The sequence below is a fragment of the Hydrogenimonas urashimensis genome, assembly GCF_016593255.1.
Classification (GTDB): Bacteria; Campylobacterota; Campylobacteria; order Campylobacterales; family Hydrogenimonadaceae; genus Hydrogenimonas; species Hydrogenimonas urashimensis.
This window is the reverse complement of the sequence record NZ_AP023212.1, coordinates 1,361,337-1,381,563: the sequence shown is the minus strand read 5'-3', so window position 1 is coordinate 1,381,563 and position 20,227 is coordinate 1,361,337. Positions and strand designations below refer to the sequence as shown.

The 20,227-nt window shown below is 56.7% G+C and carries 23 protein-coding genes; 8 read left to right on the top strand and 15 right to left on the bottom strand.

The window, feature by feature from the left end; translation table 11 throughout:
- The first annotated feature begins 165 nt into the window (after positions 1-165).
- Together JMG82_RS07080 and JMG82_RS11720 are read left to right on the top strand one after the other, a co-directional pair.
- The gene (locus JMG82_RS07080) at positions 166-375 is read left to right on the top strand and encodes a hypothetical protein (RefSeq protein ID WP_236579222.1); all 210 of its coding nucleotides are present in this window, start codon (positions 166-168) and stop codon (positions 373-375) included.
- Positions 321-458, top strand: a complete 138-nt coding sequence (locus tag JMG82_RS11720) for a helix-turn-helix domain-containing protein (protein WP_236579214.1) — start codon at positions 321-323, stop codon at positions 456-458. Before JMG82_RS07080 ends, JMG82_RS11720 begins: the two co-directional genes overlap by 55 nt.
- A 542-nt stretch (positions 459-1,000) precedes the next feature.
- Here JMG82_RS11720 and JMG82_RS07075 read toward each other — a convergent pair.
- The 12 genes from JMG82_RS07075 to JMG82_RS07020 form a co-directional block, all read right to left on the bottom strand.
- Positions 1,001-2,221 (bottom strand): nucleotide sugar dehydrogenase, encoded by a 1,221-nt coding sequence (locus JMG82_RS07075; RefSeq protein ID WP_201352022.1) that lies wholly within the window; start codon positions 2,219-2,221, stop codon positions 1,001-1,003.
- Between the two features lie 112 nt (positions 2,222-2,333).
- Positions 2,334-3,545, bottom strand: coding sequence for a GDP-L-fucose synthase family protein (locus JMG82_RS07070; RefSeq protein WP_201352021.1), 1,212 nt, complete (start codon positions 3,543-3,545; stop codon positions 2,334-2,336).
- Entirely contained in the window at positions 3,546-3,869 is a 324-nt protein-coding gene (locus tag JMG82_RS07065; RefSeq protein WP_201352020.1) for a hypothetical protein, read from the bottom strand.
- Positions 3,856-4,131 (bottom strand): ribbon-helix-helix domain-containing protein, encoded by a 276-nt coding sequence (locus JMG82_RS07060; RefSeq protein ID WP_201352019.1) that lies wholly within the window; start codon positions 4,129-4,131, stop codon positions 3,856-3,858. Before JMG82_RS07060 ends, JMG82_RS07065 begins: the two co-directional genes overlap by 14 nt.
- Positions 4,132-4,190: 59 nt before the next feature.
- Positions 4,191-5,339, bottom strand: coding sequence for a GDP-mannose 4,6-dehydratase (gene gmd, locus JMG82_RS07055; RefSeq protein ID WP_201352018.1), 1,149 nt, complete (start codon positions 5,337-5,339; stop codon positions 4,191-4,193).
- Complete coding sequence (locus tag JMG82_RS07050) at positions 5,336-5,800, bottom strand: GDP-mannose mannosyl hydrolase (protein WP_201352017.1); 465 nt, start codon at positions 5,798-5,800, stop codon at positions 5,336-5,338. Before JMG82_RS07050 ends, gmd begins: the two co-directional genes overlap by 4 nt.
- An 8-nt stretch (positions 5,801-5,808) precedes the next feature.
- A complete protein-coding gene (locus JMG82_RS07045; protein ID WP_201352016.1) occupies positions 5,809-7,197 on the bottom strand; it encodes a mannose-1-phosphate guanylyltransferase/mannose-6-phosphate isomerase in 1,389 nt (462 codons plus the stop codon).
- A 123-nt stretch (positions 7,198-7,320) separates the two neighbouring features.
- A complete protein-coding gene (locus JMG82_RS07040; RefSeq protein WP_201352015.1) occupies positions 7,321-8,298 on the bottom strand; it encodes a hypothetical protein in 978 nt (325 codons plus the stop codon).
- Between the two features lie 95 nt (positions 8,299-8,393).
- Positions 8,394-9,107 (bottom strand): YdcF family protein, encoded by a 714-nt coding sequence (locus tag JMG82_RS07035; protein ID WP_201352014.1) that lies wholly within the window; start codon positions 9,105-9,107, stop codon positions 8,394-8,396.
- Between the two features lie 28 nt (positions 9,108-9,135).
- Positions 9,136-10,263, bottom strand: coding sequence for a S1C family serine protease (locus JMG82_RS07030; RefSeq protein WP_201352013.1), 1,128 nt, complete (start codon positions 10,261-10,263; stop codon positions 9,136-9,138).
- 87 nt (positions 10,264-10,350) lie between these two features.
- The gene (locus JMG82_RS07025; protein ID WP_201352012.1) at positions 10,351-10,596 is read right to left on the bottom strand and encodes a hypothetical protein; all 246 of its coding nucleotides are present in this window, start codon (positions 10,594-10,596) and stop codon (positions 10,351-10,353) included.
- A gap of 44 nt (positions 10,597-10,640) precedes the next feature.
- Positions 10,641-11,570, bottom strand: coding sequence for a helix-turn-helix transcriptional regulator (locus JMG82_RS07020; RefSeq protein WP_201352011.1), 930 nt, complete (start codon positions 11,568-11,570; stop codon positions 10,641-10,643).
- Between the two features lie 101 nt (positions 11,571-11,671).
- Here JMG82_RS07020 and JMG82_RS07015 point away from each other — a divergent pair, with 101 nt between their 5' ends.
- From JMG82_RS07015 to JMG82_RS07005, 3 genes are all read left to right on the top strand, one after another.
- Positions 11,672-12,151, top strand: coding sequence for a hypothetical protein (locus JMG82_RS07015; protein WP_201352010.1), 480 nt, complete (start codon positions 11,672-11,674; stop codon positions 12,149-12,151).
- Between the two features lie 109 nt (positions 12,152-12,260).
- Entirely contained in the window at positions 12,261-13,721 is a 1,461-nt protein-coding gene (locus JMG82_RS07010; RefSeq protein WP_201352009.1) for a DNA recombination protein RmuC, read from the top strand.
- 83 nt (positions 13,722-13,804) lie between these two features.
- Positions 13,805-15,757, top strand: a complete 1,953-nt coding sequence (locus JMG82_RS07005) for a methyl-accepting chemotaxis protein (protein ID WP_201352008.1) — start codon at positions 13,805-13,807, stop codon at positions 15,755-15,757.
- A 24-nt stretch (positions 15,758-15,781) separates the two neighbouring features.
- Here JMG82_RS07005 and purN read toward each other — a convergent pair whose 3' ends face one another.
- Entirely contained in the window at positions 15,782-16,366 is a 585-nt protein-coding gene (gene purN / locus JMG82_RS07000) for a phosphoribosylglycinamide formyltransferase (RefSeq protein ID WP_236579111.1), read from the bottom strand.
- The gene (locus JMG82_RS06995) at positions 16,351-17,760 is read right to left on the bottom strand and encodes an NAD(P)H-hydrate dehydratase (RefSeq protein WP_201352007.1); all 1,410 of its coding nucleotides are present in this window, start codon (positions 17,758-17,760) and stop codon (positions 16,351-16,353) included. The genes purN and JMG82_RS06995 overlap by 16 nt, the downstream gene beginning before the upstream one ends.
- A 233-nt stretch (positions 17,761-17,993) precedes the next feature.
- Here JMG82_RS06995 and rpsU point away from each other — a divergent pair, with 233 nt between their 5' ends.
- Positions 17,994-18,206 (top strand): 30S ribosomal protein S21, encoded by a 213-nt coding sequence (gene rpsU / locus JMG82_RS06990; RefSeq protein WP_092913660.1) that lies wholly within the window; start codon positions 17,994-17,996, stop codon positions 18,204-18,206.
- A 70-nt stretch (positions 18,207-18,276) separates the two neighbouring features.
- On the opposite strand, the gene JMG82_RS06985 is transcribed toward rpsU, so the two are convergent.
- Positions 18,277-18,483 carry a YgaP family membrane protein gene (locus JMG82_RS06985; RefSeq protein WP_201352006.1) on the bottom strand — a complete coding sequence of 69 codons (207 nt, stop codon included), beginning with the start codon at positions 18,481-18,483 and terminating at the stop codon, positions 18,277-18,279.
- Between the two features lie 56 nt (positions 18,484-18,539).
- Between JMG82_RS06985 and purT the strand changes: the two genes are divergently transcribed.
- The gene (gene purT / locus JMG82_RS06980; protein ID WP_201352005.1) at positions 18,540-19,799 is read left to right on the top strand and encodes a formate-dependent phosphoribosylglycinamide formyltransferase; all 1,260 of its coding nucleotides are present in this window, start codon (positions 18,540-18,542) and stop codon (positions 19,797-19,799) included.
- Positions 19,799-20,227 carry a secondary thiamine-phosphate synthase enzyme YjbQ gene (locus JMG82_RS06975; RefSeq protein WP_201352004.1) on the top strand — a complete coding sequence of 143 codons (429 nt, stop codon included), beginning with the start codon at positions 19,799-19,801 and terminating at the stop codon, positions 20,225-20,227. The genes purT and JMG82_RS06975 overlap by 1 nt, the downstream gene beginning before the upstream one ends.

Below are 20,227 nucleotides of genomic sequence, written 5' to 3'. Positions count from 1 at the left end.
ATCGGCGAAAAAAGAGAAAAAGCCTTCCTACCGGGTGTCGGGCAATGCGCGAGACTCGTGCGTACAAGACCGTAGCCGCCTTCCGCCATTTGCCTGTAAAAAAGGATCAAAAAACACCAAAAAAAGATTTGCAAATTGCTCTTAAACGCAAAAAGGAGATAGACAATGCAAACAACTAAAAGACCTACATTTGCCAACTTCAAGAAAAAAGCACTGCAAAATGAAGAGGTACGCAAGGAATATGATGCACTCAAACCTCTTTTTGCCATAAAAAATAGCTGGTGGCAGCACGTATTTCCAAAGGGCTTACGCAAGAGGAAATTGCTAAGAAAATCGGAACTTCCAAATCAAATATATCAAGACTTGAAAGTTTAAACAATAACTATATGCCCAACCTTGCTACGCTTATGAAATATGCCGAAGCACTTGGGATGAGGCTTGATATAGGGTTGAGATAATCATGGTGGATACCTCTATAGCAAGACGACTTGACGGCTAACTGAACTTGCGATGCCACCGCATCTTGTAGAAAAAAAGAAGTACATAGCTTTGACCTAAAAAAGAGATATCCTTATATCAAAGTTGTAGAATATGACCAAGGGTATAAACCTGATTGCATTCTCTATGAAATGGCTCTTTCGCTCACTACGGTGCTCTCCTTTGGATGCGCCCACTTTCACCTGCGCCTCGATCTGCATCAACGGATCCATCATCTTTTTCTAATGGACAACAATGGATCCTCTTCTGTGACGAATCCGGTTAGGATCTCTTGGAAAATTTCGCTTTCATTTTTCATGTTCATGGGTAGACTTCTCTATCCTGTTTTTTCTCACCGGAAAATCCATCCAACTCCTTCGGAGGCTTTCAAGCGAAATTGCGAACTTGAGTGCATACTATCGTGACGATATCGGGTATCAGGAAACGCGGCGGTAAAAAGGATGCGGTATCCCAATCGGACCACTGGGACAAAGTGGCCGACTGGCACGCAAGAGGATGCGTCTCAGTCGTTGCCGAAGAGGTCCCGGGTGTAGACTTTCTCCCTGACATCTTCGAGTTCGGGGGCGTGGCGGTTGGCGACGATGACATCGGAGATGCGTTTGAACTCGTCGAGGTCGCGGATGACACGCGAGCGGAAGAACTCCTCTTCTTTGAGTACCGGTTCGTAGACGACCACTTCGATGCCTTTGGCCTTGACGCGCTTCATGATGCCCTGGATGGCGGAGCTGCGGAAGTTGTCGGAGCCCGCTTTCATGACGAGGCGGTAGACACCGACGATTTTGGGATTTTTGGCGACGATGCGATCGGCGATGAAATCCTTGCGGGTACGGTTGGCGTCGACGATGGCGCGGATGAGGTTGCTGGGCACGTTGGCGTAGTTGGCCAGCAGCTGCTTGGTGTCTTTGGGGAGGCAGTAGCCGCCGTAGCCGAAGGAGGGGTTGTTGTAGTGCATGCCGATACGCGGATCGAGGCCGACCCCTTCGATGATCTGGCGTGTGTCGAGCCCGTGGGTTTCGGCGTAGCTGTCGAGTTCGTTGAAGAAGGCGACGCGCATGGCCAGGTAGGTGTTGGCGAAGAGTTTGATCGCCTCGGCTTCGGTGCTGTCGGTGAAGAGGACGGGGATATCCTCCTTGATGGCCCCCTCCTTGAGGAGGTTGGCGAAGGTTTCGGCGCGCTCGCTCCGTTCGCCGACGATGATGCGCGAAGGGAAGAGGTTGTCGTAGAGCGCCTTGCCCTCTCTGAGGAATTCGGGTGAGAAGAGGATGTTGTCGGTGCCGAAGCGTTCGCGAACCTCCCTGGTGTAGCCGACGGGTACGGTCGATTTGATGACCATCGTCGTGTCGGGGTTGATCGCCAGGACATCCCCGATGACCGCTTCGACGCTTTTGGTGTTGAAGTAGTTGGTGATGGGGTCGTAGTCGGTCGGCGTGGCGATGATGACGTAGTCGGCGCCTTTGTAGGCCTCCTCTTTATCGAGGGTGGCGCGGAAGTCGAGGTCGAGATTTTCCACACGTTCGCGCACCGCATCGTCGAGAGCCATGCTCCGCGCTTTTTCGGGATGCAAAAACGCTTCGATCTCCCTGTCTTCGATGGGGGACTCGCCGCGGTTGAGCATCTCGACCTTTTCGGGGACGATGTCCAGCGCGACCACTTCGTTGTGCTGTGCCAGCAGCAGGCCGTTGGAGAGGCCCACATAGCCGGTTCCGGCGATGGCTATTTTCATGTTTTTACTCCGTTGGGTCAAATGATCTTTGAAATTTCAGCGATATTATATCGGTATTTTTGAGGTTTTTTGTTAGAACCGGTCCCAAAATCCCCGTCGCGGCGCGCAGGGATCATTTGGACTCGGCCTTTTGGGAGTACCAGGCGTACATCTTTTCGATCCCCTCTTTCAGCTCCACGCGGTGCCGCCATCCCAGAGCGTTGAGCCGGGTCACATCGGTGAGTTTTTTCATCGTGCCGTCGGGTTTGTCGGTGTTGAAAACAAAGTCGCCGCCGAAACCTACGATTTTCTTCACAAGATGGGCGAGGTCGCGGATGGAGATATCGATGCCGGTGCCGATGTTGATGTGGGTGTTTCGGATCTCGGCGGCCGGCGCTTTCGGCGCCGTCAACGCTTCGCAGCTCTTTCCGTCGCCTTCCGTCGAGAGGGCCGCTTCGGGACCGAACTGGTTTCTCACGATATCGGAAAAATCGACGCGCTCCATCAAAAAGACGCACGCGTCGGCCATGTCTTCGCTCCAGAGGAACTCCCTCATCGGTCTGCCCGACCCCCAGATTTCGATGGAGACCCGCTGCATGTCGCCGATCGTGATGCCGTATTTTCCCAAAATGGCAAGAATCTCCTCTTCGGTGGCGCCGCCGTCGACGCCTTCGATGGGGAGGGCGTCCAGATCTTTTCGGATCGCCTGCCAGTCGTTGTTTTCCAGGGCTCTGCCCAGGTGGATCTTTCTAATCAGCGCCGGCAGGACGTGGGATTTTTCGAGGTCGAAATTGTCGTTGGGGCCGTAGAGATTGGTGGGCATGACGCTGATGTAGTTGGTGCCGTACTGGAGGTTGTAGCTTTCGCACATCTTGATGCCGGCGATCTTGGCGATGGCGTAGGGCTCGTTGGTGTACTCCAGCTCACCGGTGAGGAGGTACTCCTCTTTCATCGGCTGGGGGCACTCTTTGGGGTAGATGCAGGTGCTGCCCAGAAACATCAGCTTCTTGACGCCGTTGAGGTAGCTTTGGTGGATGACGTTGTTCTGAATTCTCAGGTTCTGGTAGATAAAGTCGGCCCGGTAGACGTTGTTGGCGACGATGCCGCCCACTTTGGCGGCCGCGAGAAAGACAAAGTCGGGCTTTTGTTTTTCGAAAAACGCTTTCACGGCCGACGGATCGAGGAGATCGAGCCTTTCCCACTGTACGGGCAGGCCGTTTTCGGGTTCGCGGCTGTGGTAGTTGGCGACGATGTTCGTGTAGCCTTTTGCTATCAGGTTTTTGACAATGGCCGAACCTACGAGGCCCGTGCCTCCGGCGACGAAAATTTTTGACTCTTTTTGCATTTACAACAATCCATTTTCTTCTAAAATTTCAGTGATTCTCTCATCACTGATAGTGGGCAGTTCCGTTTTCAAATAGATACTCATCAAGTAGATGAACTCCTGTTGACGGTAATAATAGACCACTCTGAAACCTCCGCTTTTTCCGACAGAAATCGATGAGTTGGCAAGCCGTATTTTGTAGCAGTGCCTGCCCAGTTCCGTCCCGGCATTCGGGTCGGCTCGCAGTATCTCTTCCAGATCTTTGAGATCTTTGGCGATGTTTTTGTATTTTTTATGAAGCCTTTTTACCTCTTTGGTGAAGGTGCCCAGACTAACGATTTTCAAGTTCATCGATCAGGGCATCCAGTGTCTGAAGGTTGTGATGATCCTCCTTTTTCAACACTTTTTTGAGCTCCTTTGAAGCGTTGTCGAACTCTTCATAAAAAAGTTCCTCTTTTTGCGCCTCGACATACGATTTGACAGCCTCTATGATCACTTCCGTGCGATTGAGCGAAAATTTTGCGGTCAATTCATCGATCTCGTCGATAAGGTATTTCGGCAGTCTCAGGCCTACCTGTTGTTTTTCCAGCTCTTTTAGAGAATGCATCCCCTGACCCTCTGAATGTTTTACAATATAATATAATAATTATATCTTCCAGTCAAACATCACTCGAAATAGTTCATGATCGTGTAGCCGCCCTCTTTGAGGTATTCGTCTTTTTTCATCAGTTTCAGGTCGCTTGCCATCATGTCGTGGACGAGCTCCTCGAGGCTGTATTCGGGGACCCACCCCAGCTTCTCCCTGGCCTTGGTGGCGTCGCCGATGAGCAGATCCACTTCGGTGGGGCGGAAATAGCGGGGATCGACGGCGACGATCTCGCGGCCCTCTTTGAGGATCGAGGGATCAAGCCCCAGCTCTTTCATGCGCTCCGCGTCGATGGAAGCCACGAAACCGGTTTCGTCGACGCCGGTGCCTTTGAAGGCGATCTCGATGCCGGCGTACCCGAAGGCCATGCGCACGAAATCCCTGACGCTGGTGGTCTGGCCCGTGGCGATGACCCAGTCTTCGGGTTTGTCGGCCTGGAGGATCATCCACATCATGCGGATGTAGTCCTTGGCGTGGCCCCAGTCGCGCTTGGCGTCGAGGTTGCCCAGGTAGAGCTTGTTTTGCAGCCCCAGGGCGATCTTGCTGGCGGCGCGGGTGATCTTGCGGGTGACGAAGGTTTCGCCCCGCACCGGGGACTCGTGGTTGAAGAGGATGCCGTTGCAGGCGAACATGTCGTATGCCTCGCGGTAGTTGACGGTGATCCAGAAGGCGTACATCTTGGCCACGGCGTAGGGGCTTCTGGGGTAGAAGGGGGTCTTTTCGGTCTGGGGGATCTCCTGGACCTTGCCGTAGAGTTCGGACGTGGAGGCCTGGTAGATCTTGGTTTTCTTCTCCAGCCCCAGCAGGCGCACCGCCTCGAGGATGCGCAGGGTCCCGATGCCGTCGGCGTTGGCCGTGTATTCGGGGGTTTCGAAACTGACGGCGACGTGGCTCATGGCGGCGAGGTTGTAGATCTCGTCGGGCTGGACCTCCTGGATGATGCGGGTGAGGTTCATGGAGTCGGTCATGTCGCCGTAGTGGAGGATGAAGTCGCGGTTTTCGACATGGGGGTCCTGGTAGAGGTGGTCGATGCGGTCGGTGTTAAAAAGCGAGGCACGGCGTTTGATGCCGTGGACGATGTAGCCTTTTTTGAGCAGAAACTCGGCCAGGTAGGAGCCGTCCTGGCCCGTGATGCCTGTGATGAGTGCCACTTTCTTTTCGTTGTTCATTGGGGTATGGTTCCTTTCTCTTGGGTGAAATAGTCTTTGACATAGGGGTGCACCTCGGGGCTTTCCATCAGCTCCTTGAGGGTGAACCACCGGTACGCCTCGTGCTGGTCCGTTGGGAGAGTGCCCATCTCCTCGACGGCGATTCGGTAGGCGAGGTTGATGTAGTGGGTCGAGACGTTTTCGAAGATGCCGTCGTCGTAGAGGTGCTCGAAAACGCCTATGAACGTCTGTTCACCTATCACTTCGCGCCCCGTCTCCTCGCGCATGATGCGCCGTATCGCCTCCCGGATGCGCTCGTTTTTGAAGACGCGTCCGCCCAGGGTGAACCAGTAGCCTTTGGCCGGCGGGTTTTTCCGTCTTCCCAGCAGCACGCGCCCTTCGCGCACCAGGATCAGGTCGATTGATACGAGCGGCGTATGCTCGACGACGCACTCGAAAATCTCCGGCGCCAGTCTCTTCATCCTCTCCCTCAGCAGCGGTCGAAATCGTCGTCGATGCGGACAATGTCGTCTTCGCCCGTGTACTCGCCCACCTGCGCCTCGATGAGGATCAGCGGAATCTTGCCGGGATTTTCGAGACGGTGCAGTTCGCCCATCGGGATATAGGTCGATTCGTTGGCCCTTACGATCCTCTCGTCGTCGCCGACACGGACCAGCGCGGTGCCGCTGACGACGATCCAGTGCTCGTTGCGGTGGTAGTGCTTCTGCAGGCTCAGGCGCTTGCCCGGTTTGACCATGATCTTCTTGATCTTGTAGCGGTCGCTGTTTTCCAGCACCGTGTAGGTGCCCCAGGGCCGGTGGACGGTCAGGTGGATGTTGGGAAGTTCGCTCTCCTGCTTTTTAAGACGCGCGACCACCTCCTTGATCTTCTGGGAGGTGCCTTTTTTGCCCACGAGCAGGGCGTCGGGCGTATCGACGATGTAGAGGTCCTCCACCTCGATCGTGGCGATCGTGCGCTCGTGGCCCACGATCAGGTTGTTCCGGCTGTTTATGGCGATCAGCTTCTCCGTGGCGGTGTTGCCGTCGCTATCTTTGGGGTACTCTTCATCGAGGGCATCGAAGCTGCCCACGTCGTTCCATCCGATGTCGGCGGGAACCACTTTGACGTTGCGGCTCTTTTCCATGACGGCGTAGTCGATGCTCTCCTCGGGGATGCTCTCCATCTCGTCGAGCCCGATGCGGATCATGCCGTTGAGTTTCGCCCGCTCGTAAGCCTTTTTGGAGGCTTCGAAGATTTCGGGGGCGTGGGTTTGAAGCTCCTCCAGGTAGACCCCGGCTTTGAAACAGAACATGCCGCTGTTCCAGAAAAATCTGCCGCTCTCAAGATAGCTGCGTGCCGTTTGGGCGTCCGGTTTTTCGTGGAATGCCACGACATCCTCGCCGTTGGCCTCGATGTAGCCGTAGCCCGTGTTGGGGGAGTCGGGCTGGATGCCGAAGGTGACCATGTGGCCCGCTTCGGCGAGCTTCGCGGCCCTTTTTATCACCTTTTCGTAGGCGGCCTGGTCCTTGATGAGGTGGTCGCTCGGCGTCACCAGCACCACCTGCTCCGCATCGATGGCGAAGCAGGCCAGGGCGATGGCGGGCGCCGTGTTTCTGCCCACGGGTTCGAGCAAAAAGGCCGTGTGGCGGATGTTGTAGGCCCTCCCGTCGTTGATCTCCTCGATCTGGTCGATGGCCAGGAAGTACTGATCTTCGTTGGAGACGATGAACTGGGAGCGGCAGAACGCGCTGTTGCGTTTGACGGTCATCTGGAAAAGCGACTGGCCGTCGAAAAGCTTGATGAACTGCTTGGGCATCAGCTTGCGGCTGATGGGCCACAACCGCGTGCCGTTGCCTCCGCAGAGAATGATATTGGTCATGAAACGGTTTACCTCGGAATAATTTTCTTTGCACATAATCGGAATTTGGTGGATTTTAGTGAATTTGCGCTTTTAAAGAGTTGAATGCGGCGCGAAAAAGGATTGGCTGCTTTTTGAATCAATTCATGCCTTCTCAAACATTTCCGATCCGAAGGCTCTTCCATATAAGTTTTCGTACTCCTCTTCCCTTATGTTGGGATCTTTGCGGATCTCCCATTCGGGATCATTGACCAAAGCATAGAGGGGACGGGGTGTGAAACCGAAGCGCCTTTTGTTTGCGAAATTGCCTCGCAATGCATTGATGGTTGGGATTTGAAGCCTGTCGGCGATCGTGGTGGCCTGCTCCAGCATGTCGTAATACCAGATTTTGGAAATGTAATGGTCATCCTTGTTGAGCGAACCTCCGAAGTAGAGAATCATCTCTTTTTCGCTGTAGACGATCGTGTAGAGAGCGGCGGGATTCCCACGATGGGAAATGTACCGAATGAGCAGATGCATGTTTTTTTCGAAATATTCCAAAATGGAAAAGAGCAGATTCTCTTTGCCTTCCCAGGCGGATTCCAGCCCCCTTTCTTTGAAATACTCAATATGTTTTTGCACAAGTTTTGGAAACAATGTATGAAATTGATCAAAGGCAAGCGTCTGAAAGGAGTACCCCTTTTTTTTGTTGAAGGCGTATTTGAAGGAACGCCGGATTTTATATCCTTGAAGGCGGCTGATGAAAGTTTCCGGATGGAAAATCTCTCCTTTTTCGTAATGCCATTCAGGTGGGTAGGGAACATCGAACCGCATATGGGCTTTCTCCAGAAGGGGAAAGATGTCATTGGTAATGGATGTGAGACGAAAGTGGCGGTGATGTTTCATGAGGTATCGGATGGTCGAATTGATGAGCTCGGGATTTTCGGGAAGAAAGTTCGCATGATTAAACTGTGAACCGCCGTAAAATGTCACAAGGTTATCCTTGATCACGAGGGGAACAATCTCTCGGCCGAAACGGAAGAAAAGATATGTTTGCGGCCGATACCAGTCATTGAGTATCTTTTTGTAGCCGAAACCGTCGAGAATGGAGTTGTCCAGTCCGGCCAGGATCTTTTCACACATTCGTTTGTCTGTAAGGATTTCCAAATGGTCCCCATTTAAAAAAAAGCATAATCATGACGCATCAAATTATACAAAAATCCCGTCTATCGCATGTATCAACATCGTCTGATGTGAAAAAGGGCAAAATCGAAAAGTCTGTGCAGGCGTAACAGCAGGGGGCGGCAAGTGTCCCGACAGCTTTGCAGCGGTCCCAACGGTTCGAGAATGGCGTATTTGACGAAATTGTACGGGAATTTGACCAGTTCGCTGAATACGAAAGCCCGCGCAACGGGGTTTTTATACCAGCGGTGGGGGTCCCACCATGCAGCGTCGGAGCCTACGGTAATCAGACAAATGCCGGCTTTGTCATACCCGTTCATCCATGCCAGAAAACGTATGCGGCGCAGGTGGGGAGGACTGGAGACGATGATGACCGAATGCAGCCGCCGGGAGACGAGATAGTTTTTGACATAGCGGAGCTCTTCCATGGTATTGCCTGCATGGTGCATGAAGAGAATTCTTTTTTTCGGGATGCCTTTTTGCAGCAGGAATCGGCTGGTCGGGGTTGCAAAAATGTCGCGAACCCTTTCTTTTTCGATATAGTCGAAGCCGTTGACCATGATAAAGCCCTCTTTCGAATACCCTTTTTGGAGGAGTTCGTACGCTTTTTGGATGTGGTCGTAGTTTCTGTCGCCTCCGAGAGAGACAACGAGATCGGCTTTCACGGGAGGCTGGGATGTGTCCAGAAAACTGCCGAGATTGAAAAAAAGGAACGAAAGAAAGAGTAGCGCAGCGCCGGCAAAAAGGAGGAATTTCGGAACTCTTCCCATTGTCTTCACTCTCTCCTTCTCCATTTTTTCATCCGCTCCTGGCCGGCTCGAGCATCAGTTTTTTCTTTACGACGCGGCCCTCTCTGGCGATTTCAACCGTGACGACGTCGCCGATGCTGTAGTTTTCGAGGATATCGTTCAGCTCTTTGACCGAATGGACCGGCTTGCCGTCGATAGAGAGGATGATGTCGCCCGGGTCGAAGGAGCCGTCCGGGTAGAGGGTGATGCCCCGCAGTCCCGCCTTCTCCGCGGAGGTGCCAGGAATAACCTGCAGCACCATGACGCCGTCGAATCCGAGCCGGGCCTTGGCGAGGCGGTTGATGCGTTCGTCGGTCCGGATGCCCAGCGAGGGTTCGAGATATCTGCCGTAGGCGATGAGCTGGGGAACGATGCGGTTGACGGTGTCGACGGGGATGGCGAACCCGATGCCGGCATAGGCGCCGGAGGGGCTGAAGATGGCGGTGTTGACGCCGATGAGCCGCCCGGCGCTGTCAAGCAGCGGCCCGCCGGAGTTTCCGGGGTTGATGGCGGCATCGGTCTGTATGAGATTGTGGATCACGGCGCCCGTGTTTTCGGTCATGGTGCGATCGAGAGCGGAGACGATGCCGGTGGTGAGGGTCCAGTCGAGCCCGAAGGGGTTGCCGATGGCGAAGGTTTTCTGCCCCACTTTCAGGTCGTGGCTGGTGCCTATCATGACGGGGGTGGGGCGTTTGAAGGGGACATTGATGCGCAGCACCGCCAGGTCGTGGCGGGCGGAGGCGCCGACCAGCACGGCGTGGTAGTCGCGCCCGTCGCTGAGCCTGACGCGCGCTTCGCTGGCCCCTTCGATGACATGGTAGTTCGTGACGATGTGCCCCAGCTCGTCCCAGACGAATCCGGAGCCGGTTCCCCGGGGGATATTGTAGATGTTGCGGGTCCAGGGGTCGATGACCGCCTTGGTCGTGGCGATGTAGACGACCGAGTTTTTGGTGCGCTCGAAGAGTTCGATGGTCGCCTTCTCGTCTTCGGCCAGATTCCCGCGGGGCGTGACGGGACGCGGCTGCGCCTTCTGCAAGACAAGCAGACTCTGGATGAAGGGGATGCTCTGCCAAAAGAGCATCAACACCATGATGGCCAGCGCCGTGGCGAAAAGCCGTTTGAAAAAGCGGTCTTCCATGGGATTCCTTGGGAACGGATGTGAACGGATAGAGTTTCCGGGATTATAACATTTTAAAAGGTGCCGGCTCTTTCGTTCCGCTTCCCTTTATGCCGCCACGCCCGCGCGGCAGGAGGGCGCGGCCTTCGCTTCGATCGATCGGGCCGTCTCTTCGACTCTTTGCCGCCAGAAGGCGGTGACCTCCCCGTATTCGCCGCCAAGCTCTCTGAACGCGGCCATGGCGGCGAGAATCAAAAAGGGCAGAAAACACCAGGGAAGCAGAAATCCCAGGGCGAAGGTTCCCCACACGACGTTGGGGTTGGCCGAGAGGGTTTCGAGACTCTTTATGATCATGGCATCTCCTTGTCTGGATGGATGATGCCATGATAGAGGAGGTCTTAGACGGCGTCGTGTCCGGTTTGCCGACGGAGCGTTTTTTGCAGGAGATTTTCGAACGCCTCTCTCACGTCGGGGGGTCCCAGCACGATCAGGTCGGGAAGCCACGCCTTCACGAGGCCCAGGGCCTCCTGCGTCGAAGTGGCCCTGACCGTCAGTTCCAGGTCCCTGCCGGCGTGTTCGGCGACGATGCACTGGGTCGGGCTCAGGGGGCGTCTTTTGAGGTACTTGACGATGGGCGCCTTGGCGAGCAGGTGCAGTTCGAAGGGGTCGCGGTTGGGGTCGAACCATGCGTTGAGCGCTCCGGCGATCCGCTCGTGGAGCGTCGCGTCGGGGGTGAAAGGTTCTGTGGTGACGTCGGCGTTCGTGATCTCCTTGATATAGAACTTCTTGACCAGGCCGCTGGCCGGCTCGCGCGCCAGCAGATACCAGTAGCCGTCGAAATTGACAATGCGGTAGGGGTGGACATGACGGCGTTTTTTGTGGTAGTCAAAACGCAGACAGCGGGTTGACACGATCGCCTCCTCGATCTGTTTGAAAAGGAGGGTGTGGGAGGTGACATCCTCGATGGAAAGGTAGCTCCGTATGATCGGTCCCGTGTCGTTCTTGAGCCGTCCGAGCAGTGACTTCGACCGTTCGGCGAAGCCGCTGCCGATCCCTTCGGCGATGGTTTCGAGTATCTGGAGTGTCAATAGGTTGTCAATGTCCTGGACCTTTTCGATCCGATGGCCCGGCTGCATCCTCCAGCGTCGGCCCGCCTTTTCGATCGGGAAGCGGATTAGCCGTTCGTTGAAGTCGCGCTGGATCGTTTTGGGCGAGACGTTGAACTCTTCGGCCAGTTCCGTGACGCCGAGCGTCTCCCCGCTGTAGAGCCGCTGCAGAATCGTCGTCAGCCGGGTCAGGATTTTGTCGTAGTCGTGCGATTTGTTCATGGCATCGCCCAAGCATCTTCCGTTCCTCCTCCGATGCCGATTTCAAGAAAGATATAGTGAATTTGTGATACCATTGCGCAATTTGGTAGAAGGCACGGACGATGGGAAAAGAGTTTGTTTTTTTGTTGTTGGGAATCAGCGCCGGCGCCATCATCGCGTTCGTGGCGGGGTATATTCTCGCACGAAGCAAGGCGGACCGGAAGCAGGCGATGTTCCAGGTGGAGATCGACGAGCTGCTTCAGGCGAACGAGGAGCTCGAACAGGAGCTTCGGCCCCTCAAACGGCGCTTCAAAGAGCTTGAGAGCACGCTGAACCAGGAGTATGTGGAAAAGGCGTCGCTGCTTGAGCGGCTCAAACAGCTGGGTGACGTGCGGCGGGAACTCGAGCACGAGCGGACGATCAACATGAAACTCAACGAACGGATCGCGGAACTGGAGCAGATGATCGGAAAACTGGAGGCGCAGATGGCGGCGGAAGCGGAAAACATAGAGCGCCAGCTCGATCAGATCGAAGACATGAAACGCAAAATCAGCAGGGCGGTCCAGGAGGCGATCAAGGAGGTGGCCAAAAAGACGTCGTAAGCTCCCCCTCATCCCTTCCATTCCCCTTTTACTCCAGCCGTTGAGAGACGGAGATGACGGTTTCTTCCCCTTTGTATCCCATGCGCCCACCATTCGTAAAGGTTGAACGATGCAGATACCCCTGATATGGCTCTATTTCGCCGCCGGTGCCGCAGCGGGCGTGCTGGCGGCGACCCTTGTCGCTTATATTCTTCTAAGCAGAAGAGAGGCCGAACACGCGAAGCGGCTGGAGGCGCTCCGCGCGGAGGCGGAGCGGCGGAAGGAGTCGGACATGGTCCAGCTGCGTGAATCGCGGCAGCAGACGCAGCGGCTCGACCGCATGCTGCAGGAGGCGAACATCACCGTGGCGACGCTTCAGGAGCGCGTCACGCAATTAAAAACCCTCGAAAAGGAGCTTGAGCGCAGCGATGCGGAGCTTCACGGAGCCCGGGAGCGCAACGTGGCCCTGGAAAAGGAGCTGGCCGAACTGCGGACGCGGCTGGAGGCGGAGCGCAAGCAGGCCGCCGTCCGCCTGGAGGAGCTCAAAGAGGCGCGGGAGGCGATGCGAAAAGAGTTCAAAGTGCTCGCCTCCGGCATCATGGAGGAGAACAGCAAACGGTTCGGCGACCTCTCCAAAGAGGGCGTAGAAGCCGTGCTCAAGCCTCTCAGGGAGCAGGTGGGGGAGTTCAAAAGACGTCTGGAGACGGTGCATACCGAAGAGACGAAGAGCCTCTCCTCCCTTTTGACGGAGATCAGGAATCTCAGGGAGATCAACCAAAAAATCGGCGAAGAGGCGGTGAATCTGACCCGGGCGCTGCGCGGCGAAAGCAAAACCCGGGGGATCTGGGGCGAGATGGTGCTGGAGCGGGTCCTGGAGGCTTCGGGCCTGAGGGAGGGGGAGGAGTACGAGCGGGAGGTGAGCCTGCACGACGCCCAGAGCAGGCGGTACCGGCCCGACGTGATCGTTCACCTGCCCGACGATCGCGACATCGTCATCGACGCGAAGACGTCGCTGGTGGCCTACGAGCGCTACGTCAACGCCGAAACCGAAGAGGAGAAAGCGCTCTACGCGAAGCGCCATCTTGCGGCGGTCAAAAGCCATATCGACAGACTCGGCGACAAAAGCTACACGCAGCTTGAAGGGCTCAACACCCTCGATTTCGTCTTCATGTTCATGCCGATCGAAGGGGCGCTGACGCTGGCGCTTCAGAGCGATCCGAAGCTCTACGACAAAGCGTTTGCCAAGCGGATCGTCCTGGTGAGCCCGACGACGCTGCTCGTGGCGCTGCGGGCGGTGGAGAACACATGGCGGCACGACCGGCAGAACCGCAACGCGATGGAGATCGCCAGGCGGGCCGGACTCCTTTACGACAAATTCGTCGGATTCGCGGAGGAGCTCCAGAAAGTGGGCAGGCAGCTCGAGACCCTCCAGCGAACCTATGCCGGCGCGTTCAGCAGGCTCAAAGAGGGGCGGGGCAATATCGTCCGGCAGATCGAGGATCTCAGAGAACTCGGCGCCCGAGTCAGCAGGCAGATGCCCAAGGAGCTGGCCGAGGAGGCGACCGCGACGGAAAGAAGCGAAGATCGTTGATGTCTGTCAAGTGATTTTCCCGTTGGACGATACTATAATGTATTTATCGGAAATTCATTCAGACAGCACGGAAGGTCCTCTTCATGTATATTCCCGAATATATCCGCAAACAACCGCTCTCCGTCATGTTCTCGATTCTGATCGCCGGCGCCATGGTCGTGATCTCCGCGGCCATCTACTGGTACCAGTTCGACGAGAACAAAAAGGCGCTGAAACAGAACCTCTACAACGAAGCGAAAAGCGTGCTCAATTTCGCCGACGTTTTGCTGCAAAGCCGCAACGAAAAGTTCTTCTCGGGCGAATCGCCCGAGGTTCCCCAGATGATCCAGAACGAGGTATTCGACAAATTCACGGCAGTCAGCGAGGGCAAGGTCTTCTTCAAGGAGGCCTCCAAAATGCCGATGGACCCGAAAAACAGGGCGCTGCCCTTCGAAGAGCGGGCGATCGACTATTTCCAGCAGCACAGGGATAAAAAAGAGTACGCGACGGAGGTCGAGCAGAAGGGCAAATCGTACTACATGCTCGCCAGGCCGATGATCGCGGAAAAGCGGTGCAAACTCTGCCATCCCACATGGACACCCGGCGACGTCATCGCCATCGAGGCGGCGAGGATCGATCTGAGCGACTACAAAGCGGCGCTCGAAGGCAACATTCTCTACTCCTTTTTGAACTGGTTCGTCAACGTCGCCGTGGTGTTGCTGGTGATCCATTTTCTCTTCCGGCGGGTGATCGCCGAGCGGCTTGAGAAGCTGCTGCAGATCTTCAAGCGTGTGGAGAGGGGGAAGTTCATCATCGACGACATTCTGGGGGAGGACGCGAAGATCGACGAGAAGAGCCGGAACGAGATCGACCAGCTCTTTCTCCATCTCAAGCAGATGGTCGATGTCCTGCGTCCGGTGATCGCGAAGGTGGTGACCCAGTCGAAAAACGTCGCTTTCGAGGCCTCCTACGGGCTGGTTCGCCTGAAAGCCTCCAACGAGTCGGTGATGGATCAGACCAAAGAGGTGGAACATGTCGCCGAGAGCCTCCGGGAGATCGGCCGGATGAACCAGGCCCTCAGCGGCCAGCTCGAAGAGCTCGTGACCCACGTGGACGCGTCGGTCCGGCTGATCGAGCGGGGGCAGGAGCAGATGCGGGAGAACGCGAAAGAGACCCGGAAGGCTTCGGAAGCGCTGGAGGACACGATCCATTCGATCGAGGAGCTCAAAGGCTTCTCGGAAAGCGTCTCAAAAACGATCGAACTCATTTCGGAGATCGCCGACGAGACCAATCTCATCGCGCTCAACGCGGCGATCGAAGCGGCCCGTGCCGGCGAGCACGGCCGGGGGTTCGCCGTCGTGGCGGAGAAGGTGCGGGAGCTGGCGGAAGTGTCGATGGAGAATGCGAACAATACCCGCCGCATCATCCAGTCGATGGTCAGAAACATCGACGGTGTCGTCCAAAACGCCACCCATACGAAATCCTTCTTCCTCAATCTTCAGGAGAGTTCGGAACGGGTCGGAAACTATTTTCAGGAGATCGAGTCGACCCAGCGCGAAACGATCAGGACGATGGACCATTTCGGCCAGGAGTTCGCCAAGGAGTACGAAGCGTATGCGAAGATTCTGGACCGGCTCGATTCGGTGACGGAAGGCAACCGGCGCATCGTCGAAAGCACGAAGAATGTCGAGTCGGTGATGACGATGATCTCCGAAGAGAGTGCCGAACTCAAGGTGCTCAGCGACGGATTCGAAACGGTCGTGAACCAAAGAAAGATGCCCAGGACCATCGTCTCGCCGCCGGTCGCCATCACGATCGAGTACGAAAACGGCATCGTCGACCGGGGATTCGTTTTCGACGTGTCGGAGAAAGGCCTCTCGTTCTACGGGATCGACGAGGCGAACCACTGCAACGCAGCCGGTCTTGAAGGCGTCAAAGGCGTGGTGACATTCGACAGGCCGGTCAACGGCCTTGAGAAAATCCGCTTCGAAGTGGTCTACCACAGCGAACCCAAATTCCACGGCATCCGCTTCTGCGGCGCCAAGCGGATCGATTAGCGCGATTTTGGGCGAAAGGCCTCGCTACCAGCCACAGATCCCCAGCAGCTCCCGGATCGTTTCGGGCAGGAGGCGGTATTCGGTCTGCCGGATTTTGTGGGTGAAACTCTCCAGCGTGTCGTGGTTTTCAAGGGAAACGCACGACTGCGCCAGAATCTTGCCGCTGTCGAGCTCCTGCGTGACACGGTGAATCGTCACGCCGCCCACTTTCATGCCGCTTTCGAAGCTTTTTCTGATCGCGTCGGCGCCCTTGAAAAGCGGAAGAAGGGAGGGGTGGAGGTTGATCGCTTCGATTTGGGACGTGAAAACCGGCGTCAGGATGCGCATGAACCCCGCCATCACGACAAGATCCGGAGCGAGGGCGCGGAGTGTCTCGACCAGTTTTCCGTCGAACGATTCCCTGTTGGGGAAATCCCGGTGGTCGATGACGATCGTGTCGATTCCATGCCTCTTCGCCCGTTCGATCCCCCCAGCTTCCGGCCGGTTCGTGATCGGAACGATCCCGATGGTTTTCTCTCCGAACCTTTTGCCGTGAAAATGGCGGATCAGATTTTCGAGATTGGTCCCCTCGCCGCTGAAGAGGACGGCGATCTTTATGTCGCGAGCCAACGGATCTCCCCGATCAGATCTTCCGGTACGGCGCTGAAGTTCGCCCCTTCGAAATTGCGGGCGCAGAAGGTATGGGCGAGCGACCCGTTGATGGCGGCGTTGAGCGGCGTGTAGCCCTGTGCCAGCAGCGAGGCGACGAGCCCGCTGAGGATGTCGCCGCTGCCCGCCTGGGAGAGTACCGGTGTGCCGAGGGGATTGACGTAGAGAATCTCCCGGTGGGCGATGAGCGTATTGGCCCCTTTTAAAATCAGCACCGTATCGGGGTAGCGCTCCGAGAAGCGCTTCGCCCAGTCGAAACGCTCCCTCTGGATCTGCGCGACGCTCACATCCTCGATACCGAGCGTTTTGAGGAGTACGGAAAACTCTTTGGGGTGGGGGGTGATGACGGTTTTGCTGCATTTTTCAAGAAGGGTCGCGACCCAGGGCAGATGGCAGATGTCGGCATCCATCAGAAGGGGGATGTCCTCTTCCAGAATCTTCGTTTTGACCATGATCGGGTCGTAGTCGTACCCCATCCCCATGCCCATGGCGACGGCGCTGACGCTCTCGGGCAGTTCGTGGCTCTGCATCAGGGAGTAGGGCAGATGCTCGATCGGTCTGTCGCTAATAAGCGTCACGAGTCCGGCGCCGAAGCGAAGCCCCGCCATTGCGCAGAGTACGGCGGCGCCCCGCTTGCTGCCCGCCACGACACACAGATGCCCGAAATTGCCCTTGTGGGAGGCGGGGTTGGTCCGCAGGGGCGGATTGAAATCTTCGGCATCGAGAAGAAAGGTGCTGCTGTGCTGCTCGTAGAGAGTCCGGCTCACCCCCAGATCGGCCACCTCGATGGCGCCGACGTAGGGTTTGGCGTGATCGCCGTAGAGGGCGATCTTCAGCGCGCCCATCGTGATCGTGACGTCGGCCCGGAAAGCGATGGGGTTGGGATTGCCTTTCGGATCGATGCCGGTGGGGATGTCGCAGGCGATTTTGTACCCCTCCATCCGGTTGAGGGCATCGACGGTATCGATGCCTCGGGTATCCAGCGGTTTGGAGAAACCGGCTCCGAAAAGGGCGTCGACGACGATGTCGGCCCGTTCGGGGAGCGAAGGGGTCGGCTCGAGGCCCAGCTGGCAGAGGCGTTCGAGCTGGAGTTTGGCCATGGCCGATTTCGCCCCGTAGGGAAGATGGAGGGTGACATCAAAATCGGCATGCAGAAGGCGCGCCAGCGTGATGCCGTCCGCCCCGTTGTTGCCCGGACCCGCGACGATCAGGATGCTCTCGGAGCCTTGCCCGCGGTCGCGGATGTGCCGCGCCATCGCTTCGGCGGCATGCTCCATCAGAATATCTTCGTTCAGGCCGTACTTCTCGTAGCAGCGCCTGTCAAGATCGTAACAGTTGTCGAAAATCTTTTGCATGGCTCACCTTTCGTCCGCTTGGCGAAACGGAATTTCAATGACCCGACACGACGCGATTTCCCAAAAAGCGCGTCGTCTCGAAAACGGATGGTTTCGAAGTTTCGCAGGACGCGGGGGAGGTCGCCCCCCGCCGAAAACGGGCTGTCTCCGTTCTGCGCGTCATATCGGAATGATAACAAAACTATGCTATAATTTCGCTCGCAAAAATTTCACCGAAAGGGGGTGATGTCAGTATGCCTGGCATCCTCGTACGCGAAAACGAGTCTTTCGACGAGGCGTATCGCCGCTTCAAGAAGCAGGTCGATCGCAACCTGATCGTCACGGAAGCTCGTGCCCGTCGGTTCTATGAGCCGATGACCGAAAAGCGCAAGAAGCAGAAGATTGCGGCACGCAAAAAACTGCTCAAGCGTCTTTTCATGCTGCGCAGATACGAATCCCGTCTCTAAGCGGCAAAGCCCCGCCCGGGGCTTTTTGACCCACACGCAAGCGAACTCTTCGTCGCCTGCTATCTGCCAATCAATGCCCGCCGTGCTCTTGGGATCTCTCTTCGCATGTATTGATGCCCAGCGGTCCGTAGATGAGGCACCATCCGATGACGCCGGTGACCAGTGGAATGATGCCGAGCCAGCCGATGGGATTGCCGGTGATCATTGCGAATCCGATGAGAATGACACCCGCGACGATCCGGCTCAGACGATCCTGTGTTCCCATTTGACATGCCATAACACTTCCTTTATAAGTTTTAGGATATATTACCAAAAAAGCAGTAAGGATTGCGCATGCATTTTCCGACACCTTTGAAATCGAACGCCCTGAAAATCATGCTGCTTGGAAGCGGCGAACTCGGCAAGGAGGTCGCGATCGAGGCGCAGCGGCTGGGCATCGAAGTGATCGCGGTGGACCGCTATCCCGACGCGCCGGCGCATCAGGTGGCCCACGAAGCGCACGTCATCGACATGCAGAACAAGGAGGCGGTGCTCGACCTGATCCGTCGCGTCAGGCCCACCTACATTCTCCCCGAGATCGAGGCGATCAGCATCGAGGCGCTCTTCGAGGCGGAAAGGGAGGGGTTCCATGTCATTCCCAACGCCGAAGCGGTCAACAAGACGATGAACCGCAAGAACATCCGCAAATTCGCGGCCGAGGAGCTGGGGCTTGTGACGAGCGCCTACCGCTTCGTCTCGACTTTCGAGGAGCTGAAAGAGGCGGCGGAAGCGGTCGGGTACCCCTGTGTCATCAAACCGGTGATGAGCTCGTCGGGGCACGGTCAGAGCGTGGCCAAAAGCCCCGAAGATCTGCAGGTTTCGTGGGAGATCGCCAAGGAGGCGCGGGGGGACGCCAGCGAACTGATTGTCGAGGAGTTCGTGCGGTTCGATTACGAAATCACCCTTTTGACGGCGCGCACGGAGAAGGAGACGGTCTTTTGCGAGCCGATCGCCCACGAGCAGAAGGATGGCGACTACATCTTCAGCTGGCAGCCGGCCTTCATGACGCCCGAGGCGCTCAAAAAGGCGCAGACGATCGCGAAAAAAGTGACGGACGGCCTGGGCGGCCGCGGCATCTTCGGTGTCGAGCTCTTCGTCAAAGGGGATGAGGTCTACTTCTCCGAAGTGAGCCCGAGGCCCCACGATACGGGTATGGTGACGCTGATCACCCAGAGTCAGAGCGAGTTCGCCCTCCATCTGAGGGCGGTTTTGGGGTTGCCCCTGGGGTTCACGTTCTTCACGCCCGGCGCGAGCGCCGCATACAAGGCAAAAAGCGAGAGCGTGGCACCGGTGCTGCGGGTCGAGGAGGGGACGTTCGCGCCCGACTCTTTCGTACGGATCTTCGGCAAGCCCGAAAGCCACGCCGGGCGGCGCATGGCGGTTGTCCTGACGATGGCTTCGAGCGATACCGAGGCGCTCGCCAAGGCGAAGGAGCGCATCGGCTATATCGACGACACGGTGACGGTGACCCAAACGGTCGAAGAGGAGCGCGAAGAGCGCGAAGACGAGACCTGCGTCATCAAGAGGGTCTTCAAGTTCATCTTCGGGTCGTGATGGAGATTCTGCAGGCCAGGATCCGGCTTCAGGCCAAACCCCGCGGCGTCCACCTGGTGACAGAGGAGATCCTTTCGCAGCTGCCGCAGATCCAACGGTGCGAAAAGGGGCTTCTTCACCTTTTTCTACAGCACACGAGCGCAGGTCTGGCGATCAACGAAAACGCCGATCCGGACGTGCGGTATGACACCGAAACCTTCATCGACGACCTGATTCCCGACGGGTACCCGAAATTCTCCCATCTGCTGGAGGGACGCGACGATATGCCGGCCCATCTCAAGTCGATGCTGTTTGGATGCCAGCTGACGATTCCGGTGACACACGGAAGGTTCGCTCTGGGCACGTGGCAGGGAATCTACCTGATCGAGGCGAGAAACCGTGGCGGCGCGCGCCATCTGGTCGCGACACTTCAGGGCGACATGGTATAA

What these genes read in the sequence shown, in the direction of transcription:
- JMG82_RS07080 (WP_236579222.1), top strand. Translation starts at nt 166, where the DNA reads ATGCAAACAACTAAAAGACCTACATTTGCCAACTTCAAGAAAAAAGCA.
- JMG82_RS07075 (WP_201352022.1), bottom strand. Translation starts at nt 2,221, where the DNA reads ATGAAAATAGCCATCGCCGGAACCGGCTATGTGGGCCTCTCCAACGGC.
- JMG82_RS07070 (WP_201352021.1), bottom strand. Translation starts at nt 3,545, where the DNA reads ATGCAAAAAGAGTCAAAAATTTTCGTCGCCGGAGGCACGGGCCTCGTA.
- JMG82_RS07060 (WP_201352019.1), bottom strand. Translation starts at nt 4,131, where the DNA reads ATGCATTCTCTAAAAGAGCTGGAAAAACAACAGGTAGGCCTGAGACTG.
- gmd (WP_201352018.1), bottom strand. Translation starts at nt 5,339, where the DNA reads ATGAACAACGAAAAGAAAGTGGCACTCATCACAGGCATCACGGGCCAG.
- JMG82_RS07050 (WP_201352017.1), bottom strand. Translation starts at nt 5,800, where the DNA reads ATGAAGAGACTGGCGCCGGAGATTTTCGAGTGCGTCGTCGAGCATACG.
- JMG82_RS07045 (WP_201352016.1), bottom strand. Translation starts at nt 7,197, where the DNA reads ATGACCAATATCATTCTCTGCGGAGGCAACGGCACGCGGTTGTGGCCC.
- JMG82_RS07040 (WP_201352015.1), bottom strand. Translation starts at nt 8,298, where the DNA reads ATGTGTGAAAAGATCCTGGCCGGACTGGACAACTCCATTCTCGACGGT.
- JMG82_RS07035 (WP_201352014.1), bottom strand. Translation starts at nt 9,107, where the DNA reads ATGGGAAGAGTTCCGAAATTCCTCCTTTTTGCCGGCGCTGCGCTACTC.
- JMG82_RS07030 (WP_201352013.1), bottom strand. Translation starts at nt 10,263, where the DNA reads ATGGAAGACCGCTTTTTCAAACGGCTTTTCGCCACGGCGCTGGCCATC.
- JMG82_RS07025 (WP_201352012.1), bottom strand. Translation starts at nt 10,596, where the DNA reads ATGATCATAAAGAGTCTCGAAACCCTCTCGGCCAACCCCAACGTCGTG.
- JMG82_RS07020 (WP_201352011.1), bottom strand. Translation starts at nt 11,570, where the DNA reads ATGAACAAATCGCACGACTACGACAAAATCCTGACCCGGCTGACGACG.
- JMG82_RS07015 (WP_201352010.1), top strand. Translation starts at nt 11,672, where the DNA reads ATGGGAAAAGAGTTTGTTTTTTTGTTGTTGGGAATCAGCGCCGGCGCC.
- JMG82_RS07010 (WP_201352009.1), top strand. Translation starts at nt 12,261, where the DNA reads ATGCAGATACCCCTGATATGGCTCTATTTCGCCGCCGGTGCCGCAGCG.
- JMG82_RS07005 (WP_201352008.1), top strand. Translation starts at nt 13,805, where the DNA reads ATGTATATTCCCGAATATATCCGCAAACAACCGCTCTCCGTCATGTTC.
- JMG82_RS06995 (WP_201352007.1), bottom strand. Translation starts at nt 17,760, where the DNA reads ATGCAAAAGATTTTCGACAACTGTTACGATCTTGACAGGCGCTGCTAC.
- rpsU (WP_092913660.1), top strand. Translation starts at nt 17,994, where the DNA reads ATGCCTGGCATCCTCGTACGCGAAAACGAGTCTTTCGACGAGGCGTAT.
- JMG82_RS06985 (WP_201352006.1), bottom strand. Translation starts at nt 18,483, where the DNA reads ATGGCATGTCAAATGGGAACACAGGATCGTCTGAGCCGGATCGTCGCG.
- purT (WP_201352005.1), top strand. Translation starts at nt 18,540, where the DNA reads ATGCATTTTCCGACACCTTTGAAATCGAACGCCCTGAAAATCATGCTG.
- JMG82_RS06975 (WP_201352004.1), top strand. Translation starts at nt 19,799, where the DNA reads ATGGAGATTCTGCAGGCCAGGATCCGGCTTCAGGCCAAACCCCGCGGC.